The 17,442-nt window shown below is 64.9% G+C and carries 16 protein-coding genes, 1 pseudogene and 1 riboswitch; of the genes and pseudogenes, 8 read left to right on the plus strand and 9 right to left on the minus strand.

From position 1 onward, the window contains the following. Positions 1 to 40: 40 nt before the first annotated feature. From LFL96_RS23890 to LFL96_RS23900, 3 genes are all read right to left on the minus strand, one after another. A complete protein-coding gene (locus tag LFL96_RS23890; protein WP_281003172.1) occupies positions 41 to 814 on the minus strand; it encodes an SDR family oxidoreductase in 774 nt (257 codons plus the stop codon). 245 nt (positions 815 to 1,059) lie between these two features. Next, positions 1,060 to 1,854 carry a PhzF family phenazine biosynthesis protein gene (locus LFL96_RS23895; protein ID WP_281003173.1) on the minus strand — a complete coding sequence of 265 codons (795 nt, stop codon included), beginning with the start codon at positions 1,852 to 1,854 and terminating at the stop codon, positions 1,060 to 1,062. Positions 1,855 to 1,947: 93 nt separating this feature from the next. Then, a complete protein-coding gene (locus tag LFL96_RS23900; RefSeq protein WP_281003174.1) occupies positions 1,948 to 2,127 on the minus strand; it encodes a hypothetical protein in 180 nt (59 codons plus the stop codon). Between LFL96_RS23900 and LFL96_RS23905 the strand changes: the two genes are divergently transcribed. After that, positions 2,120 to 3,160, plus strand: a complete 1,041-nt coding sequence (locus tag LFL96_RS23905; RefSeq protein ID WP_281003175.1) for a retroviral-like aspartic protease family protein — start codon at positions 2,120 to 2,122, stop codon at positions 3,158 to 3,160. The two genes, LFL96_RS23900 and LFL96_RS23905, sit on opposite strands and share 8 nt — an antisense overlap. A 1-nt stretch (position 3,161) precedes the next feature. On the opposite strand, the gene LFL96_RS23910 is transcribed toward LFL96_RS23905, so the two are convergent. Continuing rightward, positions 3,162 to 4,274, minus strand: a complete 1,113-nt coding sequence (locus tag LFL96_RS23910) for a linear amide C-N hydrolase (protein WP_281003176.1) — start codon at positions 4,272 to 4,274, stop codon at positions 3,162 to 3,164. 323 nt (positions 4,275 to 4,597) lie between these two features. Between LFL96_RS23910 and LFL96_RS23915 the strand changes: the two genes are divergently transcribed. Then, on the plus strand, positions 4,598 to 4,927 hold the full coding sequence (locus tag LFL96_RS23915; RefSeq protein WP_281003177.1) for a DHCW motif cupin fold protein: 330 nt from the start codon (positions 4,598 to 4,600) through the stop codon (positions 4,925 to 4,927). Between the two features lie 23 nt (positions 4,928 to 4,950). Here the strand turns inward: LFL96_RS23915 and LFL96_RS23920 are convergent, their stop codons facing one another. Continuing rightward, the gene (locus LFL96_RS23920; protein WP_281003178.1) at positions 4,951 to 5,595 is read right to left on the minus strand and encodes an FMN-binding negative transcriptional regulator; all 645 of its coding nucleotides are present in this window, start codon (positions 5,593 to 5,595) and stop codon (positions 4,951 to 4,953) included. A 122-nt stretch (positions 5,596 to 5,717) separates the two neighbouring features. Here LFL96_RS23920 and LFL96_RS23925 point away from each other — a divergent pair. Beyond that, a pseudogene (locus LFL96_RS23925) lies at positions 5,718 to 7,169 on the plus strand (PLP-dependent aminotransferase family protein); the annotation flags it as partial. Positions 7,170 to 7,329: 160 nt separating this feature from the next. Here the strand turns inward: LFL96_RS23925 and LFL96_RS23930 are convergent. Continuing rightward, positions 7,330 to 7,962, minus strand: a complete 633-nt coding sequence (locus LFL96_RS23930) for a TetR/AcrR family transcriptional regulator (RefSeq protein ID WP_281003179.1) — start codon at positions 7,960 to 7,962, stop codon at positions 7,330 to 7,332. A gap of 253 nt (positions 7,963 to 8,215) precedes the next feature. On the opposite strand from LFL96_RS23930, the gene LFL96_RS23935 reads away from it, so the two are divergent. After that, positions 8,216 to 8,527 (plus strand): hypothetical protein, encoded by a 312-nt coding sequence (locus LFL96_RS23935; RefSeq protein WP_281003180.1) that lies wholly within the window; start codon positions 8,216 to 8,218, stop codon positions 8,525 to 8,527. A gap of 57 nt (positions 8,528 to 8,584) precedes the next feature. Next, positions 8,585 to 8,694: riboswitch (SAM-I-IV-variant riboswitch) on the plus strand. 43 nt (positions 8,695 to 8,737) lie between these two features. Next, positions 8,738 to 9,094, plus strand: coding sequence for a hypothetical protein (locus tag LFL96_RS23940; RefSeq protein ID WP_281003181.1), 357 nt, complete (start codon positions 8,738 to 8,740; stop codon positions 9,092 to 9,094). Positions 9,095 to 9,160: 66 nt separating this feature from the next. Here LFL96_RS23940 and LFL96_RS23945 read toward each other — a convergent pair whose 3' ends face one another. Further along, positions 9,161 to 10,042, minus strand: coding sequence for a DUF817 domain-containing protein (locus LFL96_RS23945; protein ID WP_281003182.1), 882 nt, complete (start codon positions 10,040 to 10,042; stop codon positions 9,161 to 9,163). Positions 10,043 to 10,199: 157 nt separating this feature from the next. Here LFL96_RS23945 and LFL96_RS23950 point away from each other — a divergent pair, with 157 nt between their 5' ends. The 3 genes from LFL96_RS23950 to leuB all read left to right on the plus strand — a co-directional run bounded on the left by LFL96_RS23950 (position 10,200) and on the right by leuB (position 14,278). Further along, entirely contained in the window at positions 10,200 to 11,588 is a 1,389-nt protein-coding gene (locus LFL96_RS23950) for a hypothetical protein (RefSeq protein ID WP_281003183.1), read from the plus strand. A 170-nt stretch (positions 11,589 to 11,758) separates the two neighbouring features. Then, a complete protein-coding gene (locus LFL96_RS23955; RefSeq protein ID WP_281003184.1) occupies positions 11,759 to 13,009 on the plus strand; it encodes a transglycosylase SLT domain-containing protein in 1,251 nt (416 codons plus the stop codon). Between the two features lie 180 nt (positions 13,010 to 13,189). Then, positions 13,190 to 14,278, plus strand: a complete 1,089-nt coding sequence (gene leuB, locus LFL96_RS23960; RefSeq protein WP_281003185.1) for a 3-isopropylmalate dehydrogenase — start codon at positions 13,190 to 13,192, stop codon at positions 14,276 to 14,278. 91 nt (positions 14,279 to 14,369) lie between these two features. On the opposite strand, the gene LFL96_RS23965 is transcribed toward leuB, so the two are convergent. Continuing rightward, positions 14,370 to 16,940, minus strand: a complete 2,571-nt coding sequence (locus LFL96_RS23965; RefSeq protein WP_281003186.1) for a cytochrome c — start codon at positions 16,938 to 16,940, stop codon at positions 14,370 to 14,372. After that, on the minus strand, positions 16,924 to 17,439 hold the full coding sequence (locus LFL96_RS23970; protein ID WP_281003187.1) for a (2Fe-2S)-binding protein: 516 nt from the start codon (positions 17,437 to 17,439) through the stop codon (positions 16,924 to 16,926). The genes LFL96_RS23965 and LFL96_RS23970 overlap by 17 nt, the downstream gene beginning before the upstream one ends. Positions 17,440 to 17,442 lie beyond the last annotated feature (3 nt).

Genomic DNA, 17,442 nt, shown 5'->3' on the forward strand with positions numbered 1-17,442 from the left:
AGGGCACGAAGTACTTCGTCGCGGCGTACTTCGTCGAAAATTACTTCGTCGTGTATCCGCCGTTGATCAGAATGGTTTGGCCCGTGATCCACCATCCGTCGCTCACCAGATGACGAATGAACGGCACCACGTCCTTGATGTCGGTCAGTCCGGTTTTGGAAAACGACGACAGTGCGGCCGCCGTCTTGTGATACGCAACGGCATCTTCGCCTTCGGCAGGATAGAAGAATGGCGTATCCATCGGACCCGGTCCGACTGCATTGACCGAAATGCCACGCTGACCGAATTCTTTCGACGCCGCGCGCGTGAAGTGTTCGACCGGCGCCTTGGTGCCCTCGTACGCTGCATAGAACGGCGTGAAGGCGCCGAGCAGCGACGTCACGAGCGTCACGACCTTGCCGTGATCGTTGACATTCTTCCCCGCTTCTTTCAGGAAGAAGAATGCCGATTTCGAATTGACCGCGGTCATTTCGTCGTATTCCGTCTCGCTGATTTCGACGAACGGTTTCTTGAGTACCTTGCCGACCGTATTGATCGCGATATCGGGTTTGCCGACGGCCGCGATCGTATCCGCGAACAACTTCTCGACCGCAGCCGCGCGGGTCAGATCCGCCTGGAACGCGACACTCTTCGCGCCCGCGGCTTCGATGGCAGCGACGGTTTCGTCGGCGGCGGCCTTGCTCGATGCACTGTTGTAATGAATAGCCACTGCAGCGGCGCCCTGCTGGGCCAGATCCCGCGCGATCAAGCCGCCCAGGTTCTTGGCACCGCCTGCGATCAGAACGACTTTCCCGTTGATTGAATGGTCAGCCATGGCACTCTCCGTGTGTGATTGGTCGGGAGTTCGAGTCTAATCGTCCAGCGCCGTTAGATCAGGCCTCGTTTTCTGGATAGATAATCCAGAGAATCCGACCAATGTCCATTGGCGCACCACGCTGGAGAACCTTAGCGAGCCGAGCTGTAGGTGGCAAGCCGATTTAACCATTGCGATGCGAGTACGCGTTATGAGGATTGTTTTTTCCGATCGAATCTACGCGACGCACGACAGAGGTTTAAAAGTCAGACAGAACCCCGCACGGCCCGGCCACCGACCTGCACCGCGCCACCATGTGTAAAGCGAGCTTCGAGCGTGCACGGTTGCCCCATCGCGTCGCCCTGCTGCAACGTGATGCTCCGTTCGAGCAACGATGCCAGTGCGCCCGCCGCGACACCCGTCGCGGGATCTTCGATGCGAGGATCGAGATGATTGAAATTCCGGCCGGCGTAGACATCGTCGTGCAGATGGCAATAGACATATAAACCCGACACGCCGTTTTCTTTTCCCCAACTCACGATAGCCGGAAGATCGGGACGCAATGCATCGAGTAAATTGCGGTCGCTCATTTCCACCAGAAGCTTCACGCTGCCGACGGACGCGAGTCTGGGTAGACCGATCAAATGCGTTGCATCGGTCGACAATAAACGCGCGACTTGCGCAACGTCGATGTTCAATGCCGGACATTGCTGCGCACTCACGTCGACGAAAATGTTCTGGCCAGCCCGCGACACATCGAGAACCTGCCGACGCATGCTCGTGACGAAGCGGGTTCGCTCGATCGACGGATTGCGTTCGAAGAACACCGCGCTCGCAGCAAGGGTGGCGTGCAGGCACAACGGACTGCGCATGTGCGGATAGAAGTAATCGAGTTGCGTCACGCCGGCGGCATCGGCATCGACGAATACGGTGGCCGCCGCGTTCTGCCGCTGCGCGAATGCCAGACGCTCCGCTTCATTCAACGACGAATGTTCGACCACGACGGCTGCATTGCCGTTGTCGTCATGACGGCCGAAACAAAGCATGCGGTGTGTGTTCATGGGCTGCCCATGTTGGATTAAGGAAAATTATCCTTCATTTCGAGGCGTAACTCGACCGTGAGCGAATTGCTCTCTAAAGCAGCGCCGGGATAGCTACAATTCGCCGTCACGAATCAAACGCGGCATGACCAGAATGACAAAAAACACCGATTCACCACTCGAACCACGCACGACTTCTTTCACACCGGCCTTCGCCCCGCGCATCGCCGCTCGCACCTCGCGCATTCGCGGCATGAGCGTCGCATTGCGCTTCTGCATCGGCGGATTGGCCATTCTGCTTGCCGGTTGCGATCTTCCGTTGCCCGACGACATCAAGCCGGCAGTCGAAAAATATCACCTGAATTCCGTCGCTTCGAGCGACCTGACCGCCGTCAACCTGTCGCGAGCGCTGACGCAGTTGTCCAGGGAATCCTGCAATCGCGATGCCATGGACGTGCTGGCCGTGCAACTCGGACGCATGGGATACCGGCGCGAAGCCGCGAACGCGTTGACTCAATTCGTCGATCAATGCGGCCGCGTGGACGGCTTCCTGAATGCGGCGGCGGATGATCTGATCGCGGTGAGCGATTATCGCGCAGCCATGGCCGTCGCCGATCGCCTCGTGCAACTCGATGCTATCAACCCGCAGTTCTACTTCATGCGAGGCCGGGCGCGGGAAGGAGCGCAAGACTACGAGAACGCGCTCGCGGACTATATGCAGGCGCTTGCACTTGTTCCGGATCTGTCGCAAGTCAACGGCGATCTGTTCGTCCGGGCTGCAGACATGCACGCGAAAGCCGGGCGCTACTGCGAGGCGATCAGCATGATCCGCATGTGGGCGTCCGCCGAACCCGGCCGCGCAACGCAGCCGCAGGCCGTTCAGCAGATCGCCGCCTATTCCGCTCATCAATCGTGTCCATCCACGTACGCTACAGGTGACGATACGTTCCCGCGCCAGCCGGGCAAGACGATTCGCGTGAAAGCGCTTGTCAATGGCGTGAGCGGGACATTTATCGTCGACACCGGCGCGACCTACGCGCTATTGACGCGCCGCTTCGCACAACGCGCGCAAGTGTCGGTCGACAGGGCGAGCAAGATTCAGATGACGACCGTGAATGGCCAACGGCAAGCGTTATTGACATCGGCCACGTCGATCAAGGTAGGACGCGCCGAGGCTCAGCACGTGGAACTGACGGTGGATGGTGCAGAGGCGTCCTCGCTGGGAGACGGAGTGGATGGCTTGTTGGGACAGTCCTTCCTGTCACGCTTCAAAACCGAATTCACGCCGACGCGCTGGTCGATTCGCCCGGCCGGGCTGAAGGGCTGATTCACGGCGCAGGCGCCGGCATGAACGTGAACGATCGCGTCGCGACAAACGACCCCGACACCTCGCCCGAGAACACCTGGCCGCCGTCGATAGTCAGCTTCATCACCGGCGCGCCGGGTTTGAGGTTCAGATTGCGCAGCGACACCCAGAACGTATCCGGCCGCGTCGACGAATCGAAGTAATACACGAGGTTCTTCTGATCGGACACGGTGCGCCAGATCGTCGACGATAAATTCGGCTGATCCGGCGTCGAAATGCCCAACGGCACGCTGACCGAACGCATCACGCTCATCACGCCGGCCACGGCCTGAAACGCGTACGACCGGTTCGGCACCCCGGCGATGTAGTTCGGATCGAGTTGCTTCGGAATGGCGTCGAGCAGGAACGACGCGCGCACGAAACGATCGGCCGCGCGGTTCGTGCCCGGCAGAAATGTCAGGCCGCCCACGCCCTTCCAATACGTATCCAGTGCCAGCTGCTCGCTGTAGATCGGCGAATTCGTCATGATCCTGAACGCCTTGCCGTGGTGAATCACCAGCTTGCCGTCGAGATATTCGAGAATCGCGGAATCGCCTTGCGCGTCGGAGAGCGACAGATGAATCGTCAACGGTTTGCCGTTCGGCAGCGGTGGCGCAATGATCCGGAAAGGCTCGCGGCCCAACACGTCGATCGCCTGCGCGACGGTGGCGAAATTGTCGAGCGCGTATTGCGCCCACAGGCTGATCGACATCGGCGCACGTTGCGGGTCTGGCTTGCCGTAGTCGGTTTCGGACAGATACAACGCGTTCGCAACGAGCCCGCGTTCGTTCATGCCGTCCACACTGCCGATCTCGTAGCCCGAGACCACCACGCTGCCGTATTTCGACGTCCAGCGCGGCGAGCGCGGACCCGCCGCGCCATTGCGTTCGATACCCGCCGGAAACACCCATAGATTGGAGCGCATGTCCTCGGACCAGTCCATCGACCGTCCGGTGATGACGAGACCTTCGTCGCCCGTGTAGAGCACACGGGTACAACTCTGCGCAGGGTCGGCGGTCAATACGGAAAGCGCCGTGAGCATGATGAAAACACTACAGGAAATCGCGGCACGCAGGGAGACGGCAAAGCGGGTCATGAGGTTCTCCAATGCTTTTCAGTGCTTCACGAGCAGATAGGGACCGGCGCGAGCCCCGATTGTCGCGAATTCCATCGGCGTGAACAACCGCTCGTTGCGAGAGGTTGCGAGAGGTTGCGATAAGGTCGAGAAGGTCGAGAAGGTCGATAAGCTCGGGAAGCTCGACAAGCGGCCCACCATCCCTCAAGACCATCTGTAGCGGTGATCCAACGACCGATCTGTATCTGCCGCCCACCGCATCGAATCGTTAAAGTCGAACACCACGCCCCCGCCCCGAATAGCGGTGGGGCGGACACAACGATCAGATCAGGAGTTCACCAGTCATGCAGATGACAGGCTTTCCATTCGGCGTGACGGACTGGGACACCGTCGAGGAAACGGAGCATCGTGGCGAACAAGGTGTCGCGCGCTGGCGCACCCGCACGTTCGGCGCGATCCGCGTGCGGCGCGTCGACTATTCGGCCGGCTATCTCGCCGATCATTGGTGCGTGAAGGGCCACATTCTGCTGTGCGTCGAAGGCGAACTCGACACCGAGCTGCAAGACGGACGCCGCTTCACGTTGAAACCCGGCATGAGCTATCAGGTGGCGGACAACGCGGAACCCCATCGCTCTTCGACGGCGATGGGCGCCACCTTGTTCATCGTCGACTAGTGATCGATGAGGCGACGATCGGATCAGCTCGCCGAGCCCTTCACCGCCGCGCATGCCAGCATCGCCTCGCCGATCACCTGCTCGCCGCGCCCGACGAGCGCTTCGCCGGCGCCCTGAATGTCGCGCACTTCCTTGTTCTGGCCGAGCTTGATCTTGCCGGTAAGGCGCGTGATTTCGATCTCGATGCCGACGATCGCCTTGAGCATCGTATCGATGAAATCCGCGGGACTGTCCGTCATTTTCCACGGTTGCGGCAGCGACGCCTCATGCGCGCGCGTCAGCCGCGCCACCAGTCCGCGAACGTAGCGCTCGTCGTCGTGAATGGTGATACGGCCGTGCGCATGCACCACGCGGTAATTCCATGTCGGCACCTGCTTGTGAAACTCGTGCTTGCTCGGATACCACGTCGGCGAAATATACGCGTCGCCCGCGCGGAACACGACGAGGACTTCGTCGCCGTCGCTCAGGTCCTGCCAGAGCGGATTGGCGCGCGCCACATGGGCCTTGAGGACGCCGTGCGCTTTCTCGCCGGGATGCAATTCGAACGGAACGTGATTGGCATCCATGCCGTTCCTGCCGTGCGAAAACAGAATGCCGAGCGGATTTTCCGTGATGAGGCCATGCAGCACGTCGGCGCGCGGTTCGTCGAAATGAGTCGGTACGTACATAAAGGCTCCGTTATTGGCTCCGATTGAACGGGCGATGGATTGGCCGGGGACAGCAGATTCTCGCGTTAAACTGGTTTGGCTGGTAGAGCCAGTTTCATGCAATTTCCTTGGACCAGAAAATCATGGCCAGAACGCCCGCCATCGTCGAACTTCCCGCCATCGGCCCGCTGGATCGCGCCGCCGGCCAGCTTGGCCGGCAACTTGCGCAGGCGCTGCGCGACGCGGTCAATCGCGGCGACCTGAAGCCCGGCGAGCTGCTGCCGTCCAGCCGCGCGCTCGCCGCGTCGTTGCATATTGCGCGCGGCACCGTGATCGAAGCGTTCGATCAGCTGATCGATGAGGGCTTTCTGGTCTCGCAGCCGCGCGCGGGCACGCGCGTCGCCCGATCGCTGACGCCGCCCGCCGCCACGGCGAGCCGCCGCGCCGCCGCCGAACCCGCTCCGCTGACCGAACGCGCCCGCCTGTTCGCGCAGATCGCGCGGCAGTTTTCGGTGCTGCCGGCGGCGCCGTTCGCCGTCTCCGTCCCCACGGGCCCCGCCGCGCCCGACGACGTCTGGCGCCGCCTCGGCAACCGCCTGCGCGCCCGCGGCGCCGGCGCACCGGCAGGTTATGGCGATCCGCAAGGCGCGCGGCCGCTGCGCGAAGCCATCGCCGGTTACGTCAGAAGGTCGCGCTCGGTCCGCTGCGAAGCCGATCAGGTGATCATTACCAGCGGCACGCAACAAGGCCTTTATCTGTCGTGCCAGGTCCTGCTCGATGCCGGCGACTCGGCGTGGGTCGAAGACCCGGCGTATCGCGGCATCACCGCGATTCTCGACAGCACCGGCCGCCCGGAGCGTATGGTCCGCGTGCCCGTGGATGCCGAGGGCCTGAACGTCGACGCCGGTATCGCGCTGAACCGCAACGCACGCGCCGCCTTCGTCACATCGTCTCACCAATACCCGCTCGGCATGCCGATGAGCACGGCCCGACGCAACGCGCTGCTCGCATGGGCCCGTTCGGCCAATGCGTGGGTCGTCGAGGACGATTACGACAGCGAGATGCGCTACGCCGGCCATCCGTTTCCGTCGTTGCAGGGGCAGGACCCGGAACGCGTGGTGTACCTCGGCACCTTCAGCAAGATTCTGTTCCCGTCCCTGCGGCTCGGGTACGCGATCGTGCCGAGGAATCTCGTCGACGCGTTCTGCGGCGCGCGCGTGCTGATGGATCGCCACCCGCCGAATGCCGATCAGCACGTGCTCGCCGCATTCATCGCCGAAGGCCATCTGGAGCGCCATATCCGGCGCATTCGCGGCGTGTACGCGGAGCGCCGCGCGTGCATCATCGAAACGGTCGGGCGCGTGCTGCCGCGCGAGCTCGCGTGGTTACAGCCTTGCGATCAAGGCATGCACATGGTGTTGTGGCTGGGCGGCGGCGTCGACGATAAAGCGGTGGCCGCGCTCGCGGTGCAAAGCGGCGTCGCCGTGCGCGCGGTGTCGCCGATGTATGCGAACGGAAAGGGGCCGGCGGGTTTGATCCTGGGGCTGGGCGGCTTCACCGACGAACAGATCGAGATCGCGACCCATCGTCTCGCCGCCTGTATCACGGCCTGTATAGCAACCACGCCCGCAGCGGCGCCTGGCGCCGTGCGCGACTCGGCAACGGCTCGGCCGGGCACAGATCAAACGGCCGCAACCCGATCGGTAAAGAAACCCGCACGTCGCGAAGCGGACGCAAAACGCCGTACATCCCCGCCTATTTGACTTTTTTCCCCGCCGCCGCCGACGCGAAATACAGACGCACAAGCTCGCGCACCTCGGCGAGCAGCACGGCCCGCATGGCGGGCTCTTCGGTGGCGCTGTTGATCACGCTCTTGATCATGGGCAGCAGCACCGTCGCCATGGCTTTCGACCTGCTTGCGCTCAGCCCGGCAATCGCCTTGCGCAGAATATCCGCGACGCCTCCGCGTACCGCCTCGCGAAACTGCACGCGCAGCGCCGCGCTGCCGCCGCGCGCATCGACCAGCGCGACCGCGAAACTGCGCTGCGCTTGCAGCACCAGCATGAAGTCGACGAACGCGTCGGCCACGCTGTCGAGCGTCATGTCGGGCACCTGCTGCGCCAACTCGGCGAGGCCGTGCCTGACGTGCTGCGCGTAACGCAACAGTAAGGCGTCGGCCAGCGCTTCTTTCGACGGGAAAAACCGGTAGAGCGAACCGATCGCGGTGCCGGAGCGGGCTGCGATTTCGGTCATGGTCGCCGCGTCGTAGCCTTTCTCCGTGAAGACCTCGACCCCGGCGTCCATGATCGCGGCGACGCGCTGACGTCCGCGCTCCCTTTTGGGTTCGGCGGCCCGCGTGGAGTCGGCGGAAGGTTTGGGCGAGATCATGATGACCAATCCGGTAAGCGAGGATTTGATAGGATTTCCTCGCATATTATCACGATCTAGCTCCCGCCATTATCCGGCCACTTTCACCCAGTGATACTTGTAACAACACCTCGCCACGTTTCTGGCATTTGACTTATGCGAGGGTCGCCTCTACTATATTTTGCGAGACCATCCTCGCAAAACGCATGTCCGCTCGAACGATCGAGCCGCAGCGGTTGCGATCCTTCGTTCCCATCCCCTTCGAGGTGAACCCATGCAGCAGGTCTGGTTGTTTTTCGCCGGGGCGCTTTTGTGCAATTGCGTCCCCCATCTGGTTGCCGGATTACAAGGGCTCCCGTTTCCGACGCCGTTCGCGAAGCCGCGCGGCATCGGCAACTCGTCGCCGCTCGTCAATGTGCTGTGGGGATTCGCCAATCTCGCCGTCGGCCTGTTGATCGCCGCGCGTCACGCGAGCATGGCCGACGCCGGTCCCGATGCGGCGGCCTTGCTGGCCGGCGGACTCGCCATCGGCATCTTCATGGCGCTCCATTTCGGCAAGGTGCAACGCGAGAGACAAGGTCACTGAAAGGCTCGCTGAAATTCGCTGCCTCTTTCACGGACGCCGCGCTATCTGCTAGACTGCGTCCTGCATCCAGAGTTAGTACCGAACGGTACAAACGCCAACCTGCCTCCCCGGGCAAGGTGGTTGCCTCAAGGCGATGCGGCCGATAGTCGGCAACGAAGCGGGAGCGGCACGAGCGGCACCGGTTCGAATTTAATTTTTTCCGGAGTCGCCATGGATCAGGAATTCGCGTCATCCCCCGCCCTCAAGCCGGAAGACAACTGGTCACACTGTCTGCCCGGCTTTCGCCTGACCCACACGCTGCATCTCGTCTCCGACGTCAATCTCGACGTCGTGTCACGCGCCGCCGCGCATCTGAAGGAACAGCACGCACCCGTCCATCATTGGGCCGTGGTCAAGCGCGGCACCGTTCTCGAACAACGTATCGATCTCGACGACATCAGCGAGCAACAGGCTCGGGTGCTGCGCGAACATCTGCTGACGCTGAAGGACGTGCTGCGCGTGCGCCTCGAACACCGCTTCGTGCGGCGGGAAACGGACGCGGCGGGCACGGCGGGCACGGCTTCGTAGCCGGCCGCGCGACGCCAGGTCATTCCGGCGTCATGTCACGGCAAGGCGGCCGTCGCGAGCACCGGGCTACGCGCCGTTCGAGGGCTCGGGTGCTCGCGGGCGGTTGACCAGGGTCACCAGCACATAGCTCATGACGGTCAGCATGAACCACGATCCGAGCTTACCGGCCGACACCATCGACCACCCTTGCATCTGACCTGGATACAGCCACGCGTGGCTGAAGGTACCGATGTTCTCGGCCAGCCAGATAAACAGCGCGATCAGAAAGAAGCCCAGCAGCAACGGCATGCGGTGATAGACCGTGCCGATGCGGAAATACACCTGGCAGCGCCGGAACGCGAGCGCCACGCAGGCCATCAACAGATAGCGGCAATCGAACCAGTAGTGATGCAGAAAGAAGTTGGCATAGATCGCCGCCGACAAAGCCAGCGTCACTTTCAGCGATGGATGCCCGGTAAACCGCTGGTCGAACTCGCGGCACGCACGCGTGATGTAACTCCCGACCGACGCATACATGAACCCGCTGAACAACGGCACCCCGCCGATGCGCAGATACGCGGCCTCCGGATACACCCACGACCCCACCGCTGTCTTGAACAACTCCATGCCCGTGCCCGCGATGTGGAACAGCAGAATCACCTTGACCTCGTCCCACTCCTCCAGCTTGAACCAGACGAGCAGTATCTGGATCACGATCGCCGAGAGCGTCAACGCGTCGTAACGCGGCAGCGCGGCGTGCGCCGGGTACCAGAAATGCGTGCCGATCAGCAAGGCGACCATCAGGCCGCCGAACAGGCACACCCACGCCTGCTTGATGCCGAACACCATGAACGTGTGCAGCCACGACGGCCAGCGCTCCGAGCGATCGGCCGCGCGTAGAACGCCTGCGATCAGCGCGTCGAGACGACGGCTGCCTGCGTTGACTTTGACTCCGGTTTCCAGTTGCATCGTCGATATCGGTTGTTCTGCTTGTTCCTGTTCGCACAGACTCGCGTGCCGCGCCGCACCCCGACGGTTCCCGCTACACTCACGCGATCATCGCGCAGTCTATGCGAGGAAAGCCAAATCAGCGAGCGCGCGCCATCGCGCAGAGGGACAGTCCGGCATGCATACGGCATCATCCAATCACGCACCGAATCACACATCCAATCACGACGTGCCCACTCACGCCATGGCCGCCGCGCCGCGCAACGCGGCCCTGCATCGCGCGATGGCCGACGCGTCGCGCGCCGGGGGCGACGAACTCGGCGCGCTCGCGCACCTGATCGCCGCGCAGACGCTGGACGCCTACGCGGCCAACCTGCCCGATGCGAGCACCGCCAGCCTGTGCGACGTCGCCACGGGTTACATGATGAAAGCCGACCATGACCGCGCCGCGTACTGGTACGGGCTCGTGCTCGCGCTGGACCCCAAGGTCGCGATCGCGCATCTGAACCTGGCCGCGATTCACGCGGACGCGGGCGAACTCGCCGAGGCCGACGCTTGCCGGTCGCGCGCCTATGCACTGCAGCGCGTGTACGTCGAACGGGTCGGCTCGCCCGCGTTCGACGTGCTGATTCTGTGCGCGGGCAGCGGCATCGGCAACGTGCCGTTCGACGCGCTGTTCCCCACCACCGTCTGCGGCCGCATCAAATATGCGATCGACCACGCGCGCGACGAGGAAGACGCGCAGCTTCCGCACTACGACCTCGTGTTCAACGCGATCGGCGATGCCGACGTCGCGGCGCCGCTCGCCGCGCGGCTCGAACGCTTCGCCGCGCGCTGCGAGCGGCCGCTGCTCAATCCGCCCGCGAGCGTGGCGAGAACCTTCCGTCACGATCTCGGCGCGTTGCTCGCGGGTCTCGACGACGTCGCCGTCGCGCCTTGCGTGCGCGGCGAGGCGTTAGCCGGGCTGCCCGCCTCGCGCGACGAACTCGCGCGGCGCCTTGCCGAGGGCGGCGTGTCGTTTCCTCTGCTGGCCCGCCCAACCGCCACGCACGGCGGGGCCGGCGTGATCCGCTGCGAGTCGCCGGCGGCGCTGGAAGCGCGCCCCGATGCGCTCGCAGGTCCGCACTATCTGACGAGCTTCGTCGACTACCGGTCGGCGGACGGCTTCTACCGCAAGTACCGGGCGATTTTCGTGGACCGGCAACCGTTCCCGTATCACCTGGCGATTTCGCCGGACTGGATGGTCCATTACTTCTCCGCCGACATGGAACGCCACGCGTGGAAACTCGACGAAGAGGAGCGCTTTCTCGCCGATGCGCGCGCCGCACTCGGCGAGCGCGCGTGGGACGCCGTGGCGGCCATCGGCAGGAAGCTCGACCTCGACTACGGCGGCGTGGATTTCACGCTGCTGCCGGACGGCCGCGTTTTCGTGTTCGAGGCCAACGCGACCATGCTCACGCACTACGAGCGCAACGGCGGCCCGCTCGCGCACAAGAATCGCCATATCGAACGCATCTTTGCCGCGTTCGGCGCGCTACAGGCCAGCCGCGTCGGCGGCACGAGGTAGACAGCAGGTAAGATGGCGCTTCTTCCTGGCCAATGCCGCGCCCCATCATCACGCGGCCCGCAAAAGAACAATTCCAACCGATCATGCCGCACCCGAAGCACAAGCCGACCGACCGCGCACCGCAGTGGCGAATATTGTTGTCGATATTGCCGCCATTGCCGCGCTCACCCTTGATCACAGCCGCCGCCTGCGCCGCCGCGCTGCTCTGCGCATCCGGCGCGGCGCGGGCCGACTGCATCGACGACGCAGCCGCGTTCCAGCACGTCAACGTGAGTTTGATGCGCGGCATCGCGCAGGTCGAATCGGGCATGCAGCCCAATCGCGTCAATACCAACAGCAACGGCACGACGGATATCGGCCTGATGCAGATCAACAGCTCGTGGCTGCCGGTGCTCGCGCGCGAGGGCATCACCGAGCAGAGCCTGTTCGATCCCTGCACCAATGCGTACGTCGGCGCGTGGATCCTGTCGGAAAACATTCGCCAGTTCGGGCCGAACTGGAATGCGGTCGGCGCCTATAACGCGGCCTCGCCGGACAAGCGTTTGAGCTACGCACGCAAGGTCTATGATGCGGTTCAATCCATTTCGGCTTCACCGGATTCCTCCATGCCTATTCTTCCGCCCTCCTTCACGCCGCCGCAGACCTACAGTCCTTTCACGAGCCTCGAAGTGACGCCCGTGCAGACGACCGGCCGGCCCCGTGCCGGTACGCCGGCCGGCATGCCGTCGGGGGTGCCGGCCGGGGTGCCGTCGGCGACGAACGCGTCCAGCTCGACGATTGCCGCATCCGCCGCGTACAACTTCGGCTGGACGGTCACCGGCGCGGATCAGGCGAAGCCGGTGCAGGTGTTCGACGACGGCGCCAAGGTGTTCGTCCAGTTCATCGATATGAAGCACATTCCGGCGATCTTCGCGGAGACGCCGAACGGGCGCGTGCTGCTGCGCTGGGATCTGCAGTTCCCGTATGCGGTGATCGCGCGTGCCGAGCAGACGCTGATCTTTCAGAGCGGTACGTTCGAAGCGCGCGCCGTGCGCACGCCGGGCACGGCGCAGGCGTCGGCACTGACGGGGAATGCGGGGGCCGCGACGGCCGCGTCGAAATCGGCCGCGAATGCCACGGCGACTGCTAACTCGACGGCGACTGCGACAGCTTCCTCCACCGCGCCGAAACCTCGCGACGACAAGGCAGCCCGCGCCGCCGCCACCGACGCGATGTGGTACATCAACCTGCCGGCGACGGGCCGGCCCCAGACCGACACGCGTCAACCCGCCGCTCAGCTTGCGCCTCAACCCGCACCGCAGGCCGCCCAGGCCATGCAGACGGTTGCGCAACCGCCCGCTCCCACGCCGCCGGCCGCCGCGCCGCAGAAAGCGAAACCCGCGCCGAGCACCGACGCGCTCTGGTACATCAACACGAAGTAAAACCTGAATCGCATTGCGATGAGCAATGCATAGCAGGCGCGAGATCAGGAAGCACCGCGAGAAAGCACCGCCGCAAAGCACCGAGCCGGGCAGCGTTTATACCGGGATCATCGCTTGCCTTGTTGCGGTCGAGCATCGCGGAAACAATGGGACGACTTTGACTCCCATTCTTCTCTCGCCATGAAAATCGCTATTCTCCCGGGCGACGGCATCGGCACGGAAATCGTCGCCGAAGCCGTCAAGGTGCTGAACGTCCTCGATCTCGACTTCGAAACCGGCTACGCGCCGGTGGGTGGCGTGGCCTACGCGGCGCACGGTCATCCGTTGCCGGAGGCCACGCTGACACTCGCGAAGCAGGCCGACGCGGTGCTGTTCGGCGCGGTCGGCGACTGGCGCTACGATCATCTGGCGCGCGCGCTGCGTCCCGAGCAGGCGATTCTCGGCCTGCGCAGACATCTGGGCCTGTTCGCCAATCTGCGCCCCGCGATCTGTCACGAGCAACTGGCCGGCGCGTCGAGCCTGAAGCCGGAACTGGTCGCCGGCCTCGACATCCTGATCATCCGCGACTCGACCGGGGACGTGTACTTCGGCGAGCCGCGCGGACGACGCGTCGCCACCGACGGTCATTTCCCCGGCCAGGACGAAGGCTACGACACGATGCGCTATTCGCGGCCCGAGGTGGAGCGCGTCGCGCACGTCGCGTTCGAGGCCGCGCGCCGCCGCAACCGGCGCGTGACCAGCGTCGACAAGGCGAACGTGCTGGAGACCTCGCAGTTCTGGCGCGACGTGATGACCGACGTCGGCAGGCAGTATCCGGACGTGGCGCTCGACCACATGTACGTCGACAACGCGGCGATGCAACTGGTGAAGGCGCCGAAGAATTTCGACGTGATCGTCACCGGCAATCTGTTCGGCGACATTCTCAGCGACGAAGCGGCGATGCTGACCGGCTCCATCGGCATGCTGCCGTCGGCGACGCTCAACGCGAGCAAGCAGGGGCTGTACGAACCGAGTCACGGCAGCGCGCCGGACATCGCCGGCAAGGGCATCGCGAATCCGCTCGCGACGATCCTCTCCGCCGCGATGATGCTGCGCTTTTCGCTCGGCCAGCCGGAAGCGGCGGATCGTATCGAAGCCGCCGTCAGGCAGGTGCTCGCCAACGGCTTGCGGACCGCAGACATCTATTCTGAAGGGACAACGAAGGTCGGCACGGCCGCGATGGGCGATGCGGTGGTGGCCGCGTTGATGCGGGAAACGGCGGTGCATTGAGTTCGATGCGAGGCGGCGTGCGTGCGCCGCCTCAAGTCACATCCACCAGGCCACACGCCTCACGCAGGTGATACGCCTCAAGCCGCACGCCTCAATGCCCCTGCGTCCGCAAACGCGCCGACGCCTGTTCTAGATCGCGCCACGCCGGTTTGCCCGGCGCGTAGCGCGCGCGCAGATACGACGCGAGCTCCGCCATCTGCCGGTCGTCCAGCGACTCGCGAAAGCCGGGCATGTAGCCGAGTTCCTGCGTCGCCGGTTGATCGATCCCATGCTGCAGCACGTGCAGCAGATTGTCCGGCGACGCCTGCGCGATGCTGGTGTTCAGTCCCATCAACGGACGCACGCCGAAATGGCCGACGCCGCCGGACTCCGCATGACAGACCGCGCACGCCATCTCGAACACGCGCCGGCCGTTTTCGAAACCGGGCGGCACGGCGGTACTCGCGCCGACCTGCGTCACCTGCGCCGACGCCGCACGCACCGCCGCCGCGTCATCCACCGGCGGCGACAGCGACGCGAGGTAATGCGCGATCGCGCGCACATCCGCCTCGGGCAAACTCGCGAGTCCGGCGACGACCGGCGCCATCGGCCCCGCCGCGACGCCGTGCTCCGCCGAGAATCCGGTGCGCAGATAGTCGAACAGCGCGGACTCGGACCACGGCACCGGCGCGGCCCGCGATGCAACCAGCGACGGCGCATCCCAGCCTTCCGCGCTGCCGCCGCTCAGATACGCGAAGCCGCCCTTCTCCGCGCCGATCGCATTGCGTGGCGTGTGGCACGCGCCGCAGTGACCCGCACCGTCCACCAGATACTTGCCGCGATTCCATTGCGCCGAACGGGTGTCGTCCGCAACGAACGGACGCGCATCGTGAAAGAGCCAGTTCCATCCGGCGACGAGACGCCGCTGGTTCAGCGGAAACGGCAGCTTCGTTCTGGGCGGCGCGTTGCTCACCGGCGCTTGCGACATCAGGTACGCGTAGAGCGCCATCATGTCGGCTTCGCTCATCTTCGCGAATGCCGTGTAGGGGAACGCGGGATACAGATGCGAACCGTCGCGCGCGACGCCCTCGCGCATCGCCCGCGCGAACGCTTCGTACGACCATGTGCCGATGCCGGTCTCGCGGTCCGGCGTGAGATTGGTCGAGTAGACGGTGCCGAACGGCGTGTCGAGCGCGAAACCGCCCGCGTTGGTCTTGCCGCCCGGCGCGGTGTGGCAGACCGCGCAGTCGCCGGCGGCGGCGATCTGCCGGCCGCGTTCGAGCGTGGCCGCCGACCACAGGCTGGTGTCGACGGATGTAACCGGTGCGATCGGCGCTGGGCCAGGCAACATCGAACACGCGAGGCCGATCAGGCCGCCGATCACCCCGCCGATGCCGCCCGCCGCCACCCAGCGCCGCCAGCGCGACGGACGACGCGCGACAGCCGGCGCCTGCGCCAGCGTGACCGGCGATGCGTCGAGCAACGCGCGGCGAATGTGTTCCGCGTCGAAGGGCGGCGCGCGGAAACGCACACCGGTCGCATCGAACAAGGCGTTGGCGATCGCAGCCGCGGCGGGAGCGGCCGCGCGTTCGATTCGACGCGCGTCCTCGCCGGTCAACTCGCGCGTGGACTGCGCGCCACCATTGCGGTTGCTGCTGCCGCCGTCACTGGCACCGTCCGTCGCTTCGCGCAGTGCCGTATCACGCACGGCCAACTCATGCGACACCGCCGGCTCGTGAGGATTCGTCGACGCCGTTTCGTCGTGCGACGGCCAGGCGAGTACGCGCAGACCCGTGGTGCGCTCGATCGCCCCGGCGATCTGCCAGGACGGCAAGCCCGCCACGTGCGCCGCACCCGGCCGGCCCGCGCCACGTCCCGCCACGACGCGCGTGATCGCGACATCGCCGGATCGACGGTTCACCTCGACGTCCACAACCCATGCGGTCCAGCTTTCGGCGTGGGCATCTTGCGCGTCTTGGCCATCTTGCGCATCGTGCGTGAGCGGTGCGTGCACCGGCACCAGCGCGTCGATCGATTCGTGTCCCGTTGCGGGCACAACCGCCGCTGCGGCTTCACCATCGAAGGCGAAACCGCGTCCGCGTATCCACGGCGACGCGGGCTCCGCCTGCGCGACAAGCGGCCTGCCCCACGCGGCCCGTTCGGTCACCATGCGGATCGTTTCGCGTGCGCCGTCGTCGCGCTGCGCATCGAGATGCTGCATGCGCAGCGCGACCGGATCGCGCCGCAAACCCTGCGCGAGTTCGTCGATGAACGACTCGCGCGCGAACGCATGCGCCTGCGCCGGAATGGCGTGTGCAGCGGCGCCATCCAGCGCCACCGACGCATGCGCATGCCGATACACCAGCAATGGCGTGGACGAGCCGGGCGAGCCCGGCGACCCAGCCGCGGTTCGCCCGGCGTCGAACGCAGCCGCGCCATCGTCGACGCTTGCACGATACTGCCAGGTCGTCATCGTCCCGTCGCGCTCGTGCCCGCTTGCGACGTTCAGATCCGCGTAGCCCGGCGGCGCATCGTCGCCGGACGTCTCCATCCGGACCGGCCATCGGTAACGCTGCGACAGATGCAACGCCGGCACCGGCGCCTCGGCCTCGACCTCCGGGAGCGTCACCTCGTCGCGCTCGCTGTCGCGCAACGCCACGCTGTCGTCATCGGCTGGATTCATGCGCGTCGTCCTGCCGCAAATAGATCGCGGCGCGCTGCACCGCCTTGACGATTTCGAAGTGCGTGCCGCAACGGCACAGATTGAAACGCAGCGCGTCGCGAATCGCGTCTTCGTCGGGCTGCGGATTGCGCGCCAGCAGCGCCTGCGTGCTCATGATCATGCCGTTCAGACAGTAACCGCATTGCGCCGCCTGTTCGTCGATGAAAGCGCGCTGCACCGGATGCAGCGCGTCCTCGGTGCCGAGGCCTTCAAGCGTCGTCACCTCGCGGCCGATCGCGACGCTCGCCGGCACCACGCACGAACGCGTCGGCTGGCCGTCCACCAGCACCGTGCACGCGCCGCACTGACCGAGTCCGCAACCGTACTTCGGACCGTTCAGTTCGAAGTCGTTGCGCAGGATGTACAGCAGCGGCGTATCCGGCTGCGCGCCGTCGATGCCGCGGCACGCCCCATTGACCGTCAGCGTCAACGGTCCGGCGAGCGGAGTCGGATGCGCCATGTG

Origin of the sequence: Paraburkholderia sp. D15, assembly GCF_029910215.1 — a bacterium.
In the GTDB taxonomy this organism is placed as follows: domain Bacteria; phylum Pseudomonadota; class Gammaproteobacteria; order Burkholderiales; family Burkholderiaceae; genus Paraburkholderia.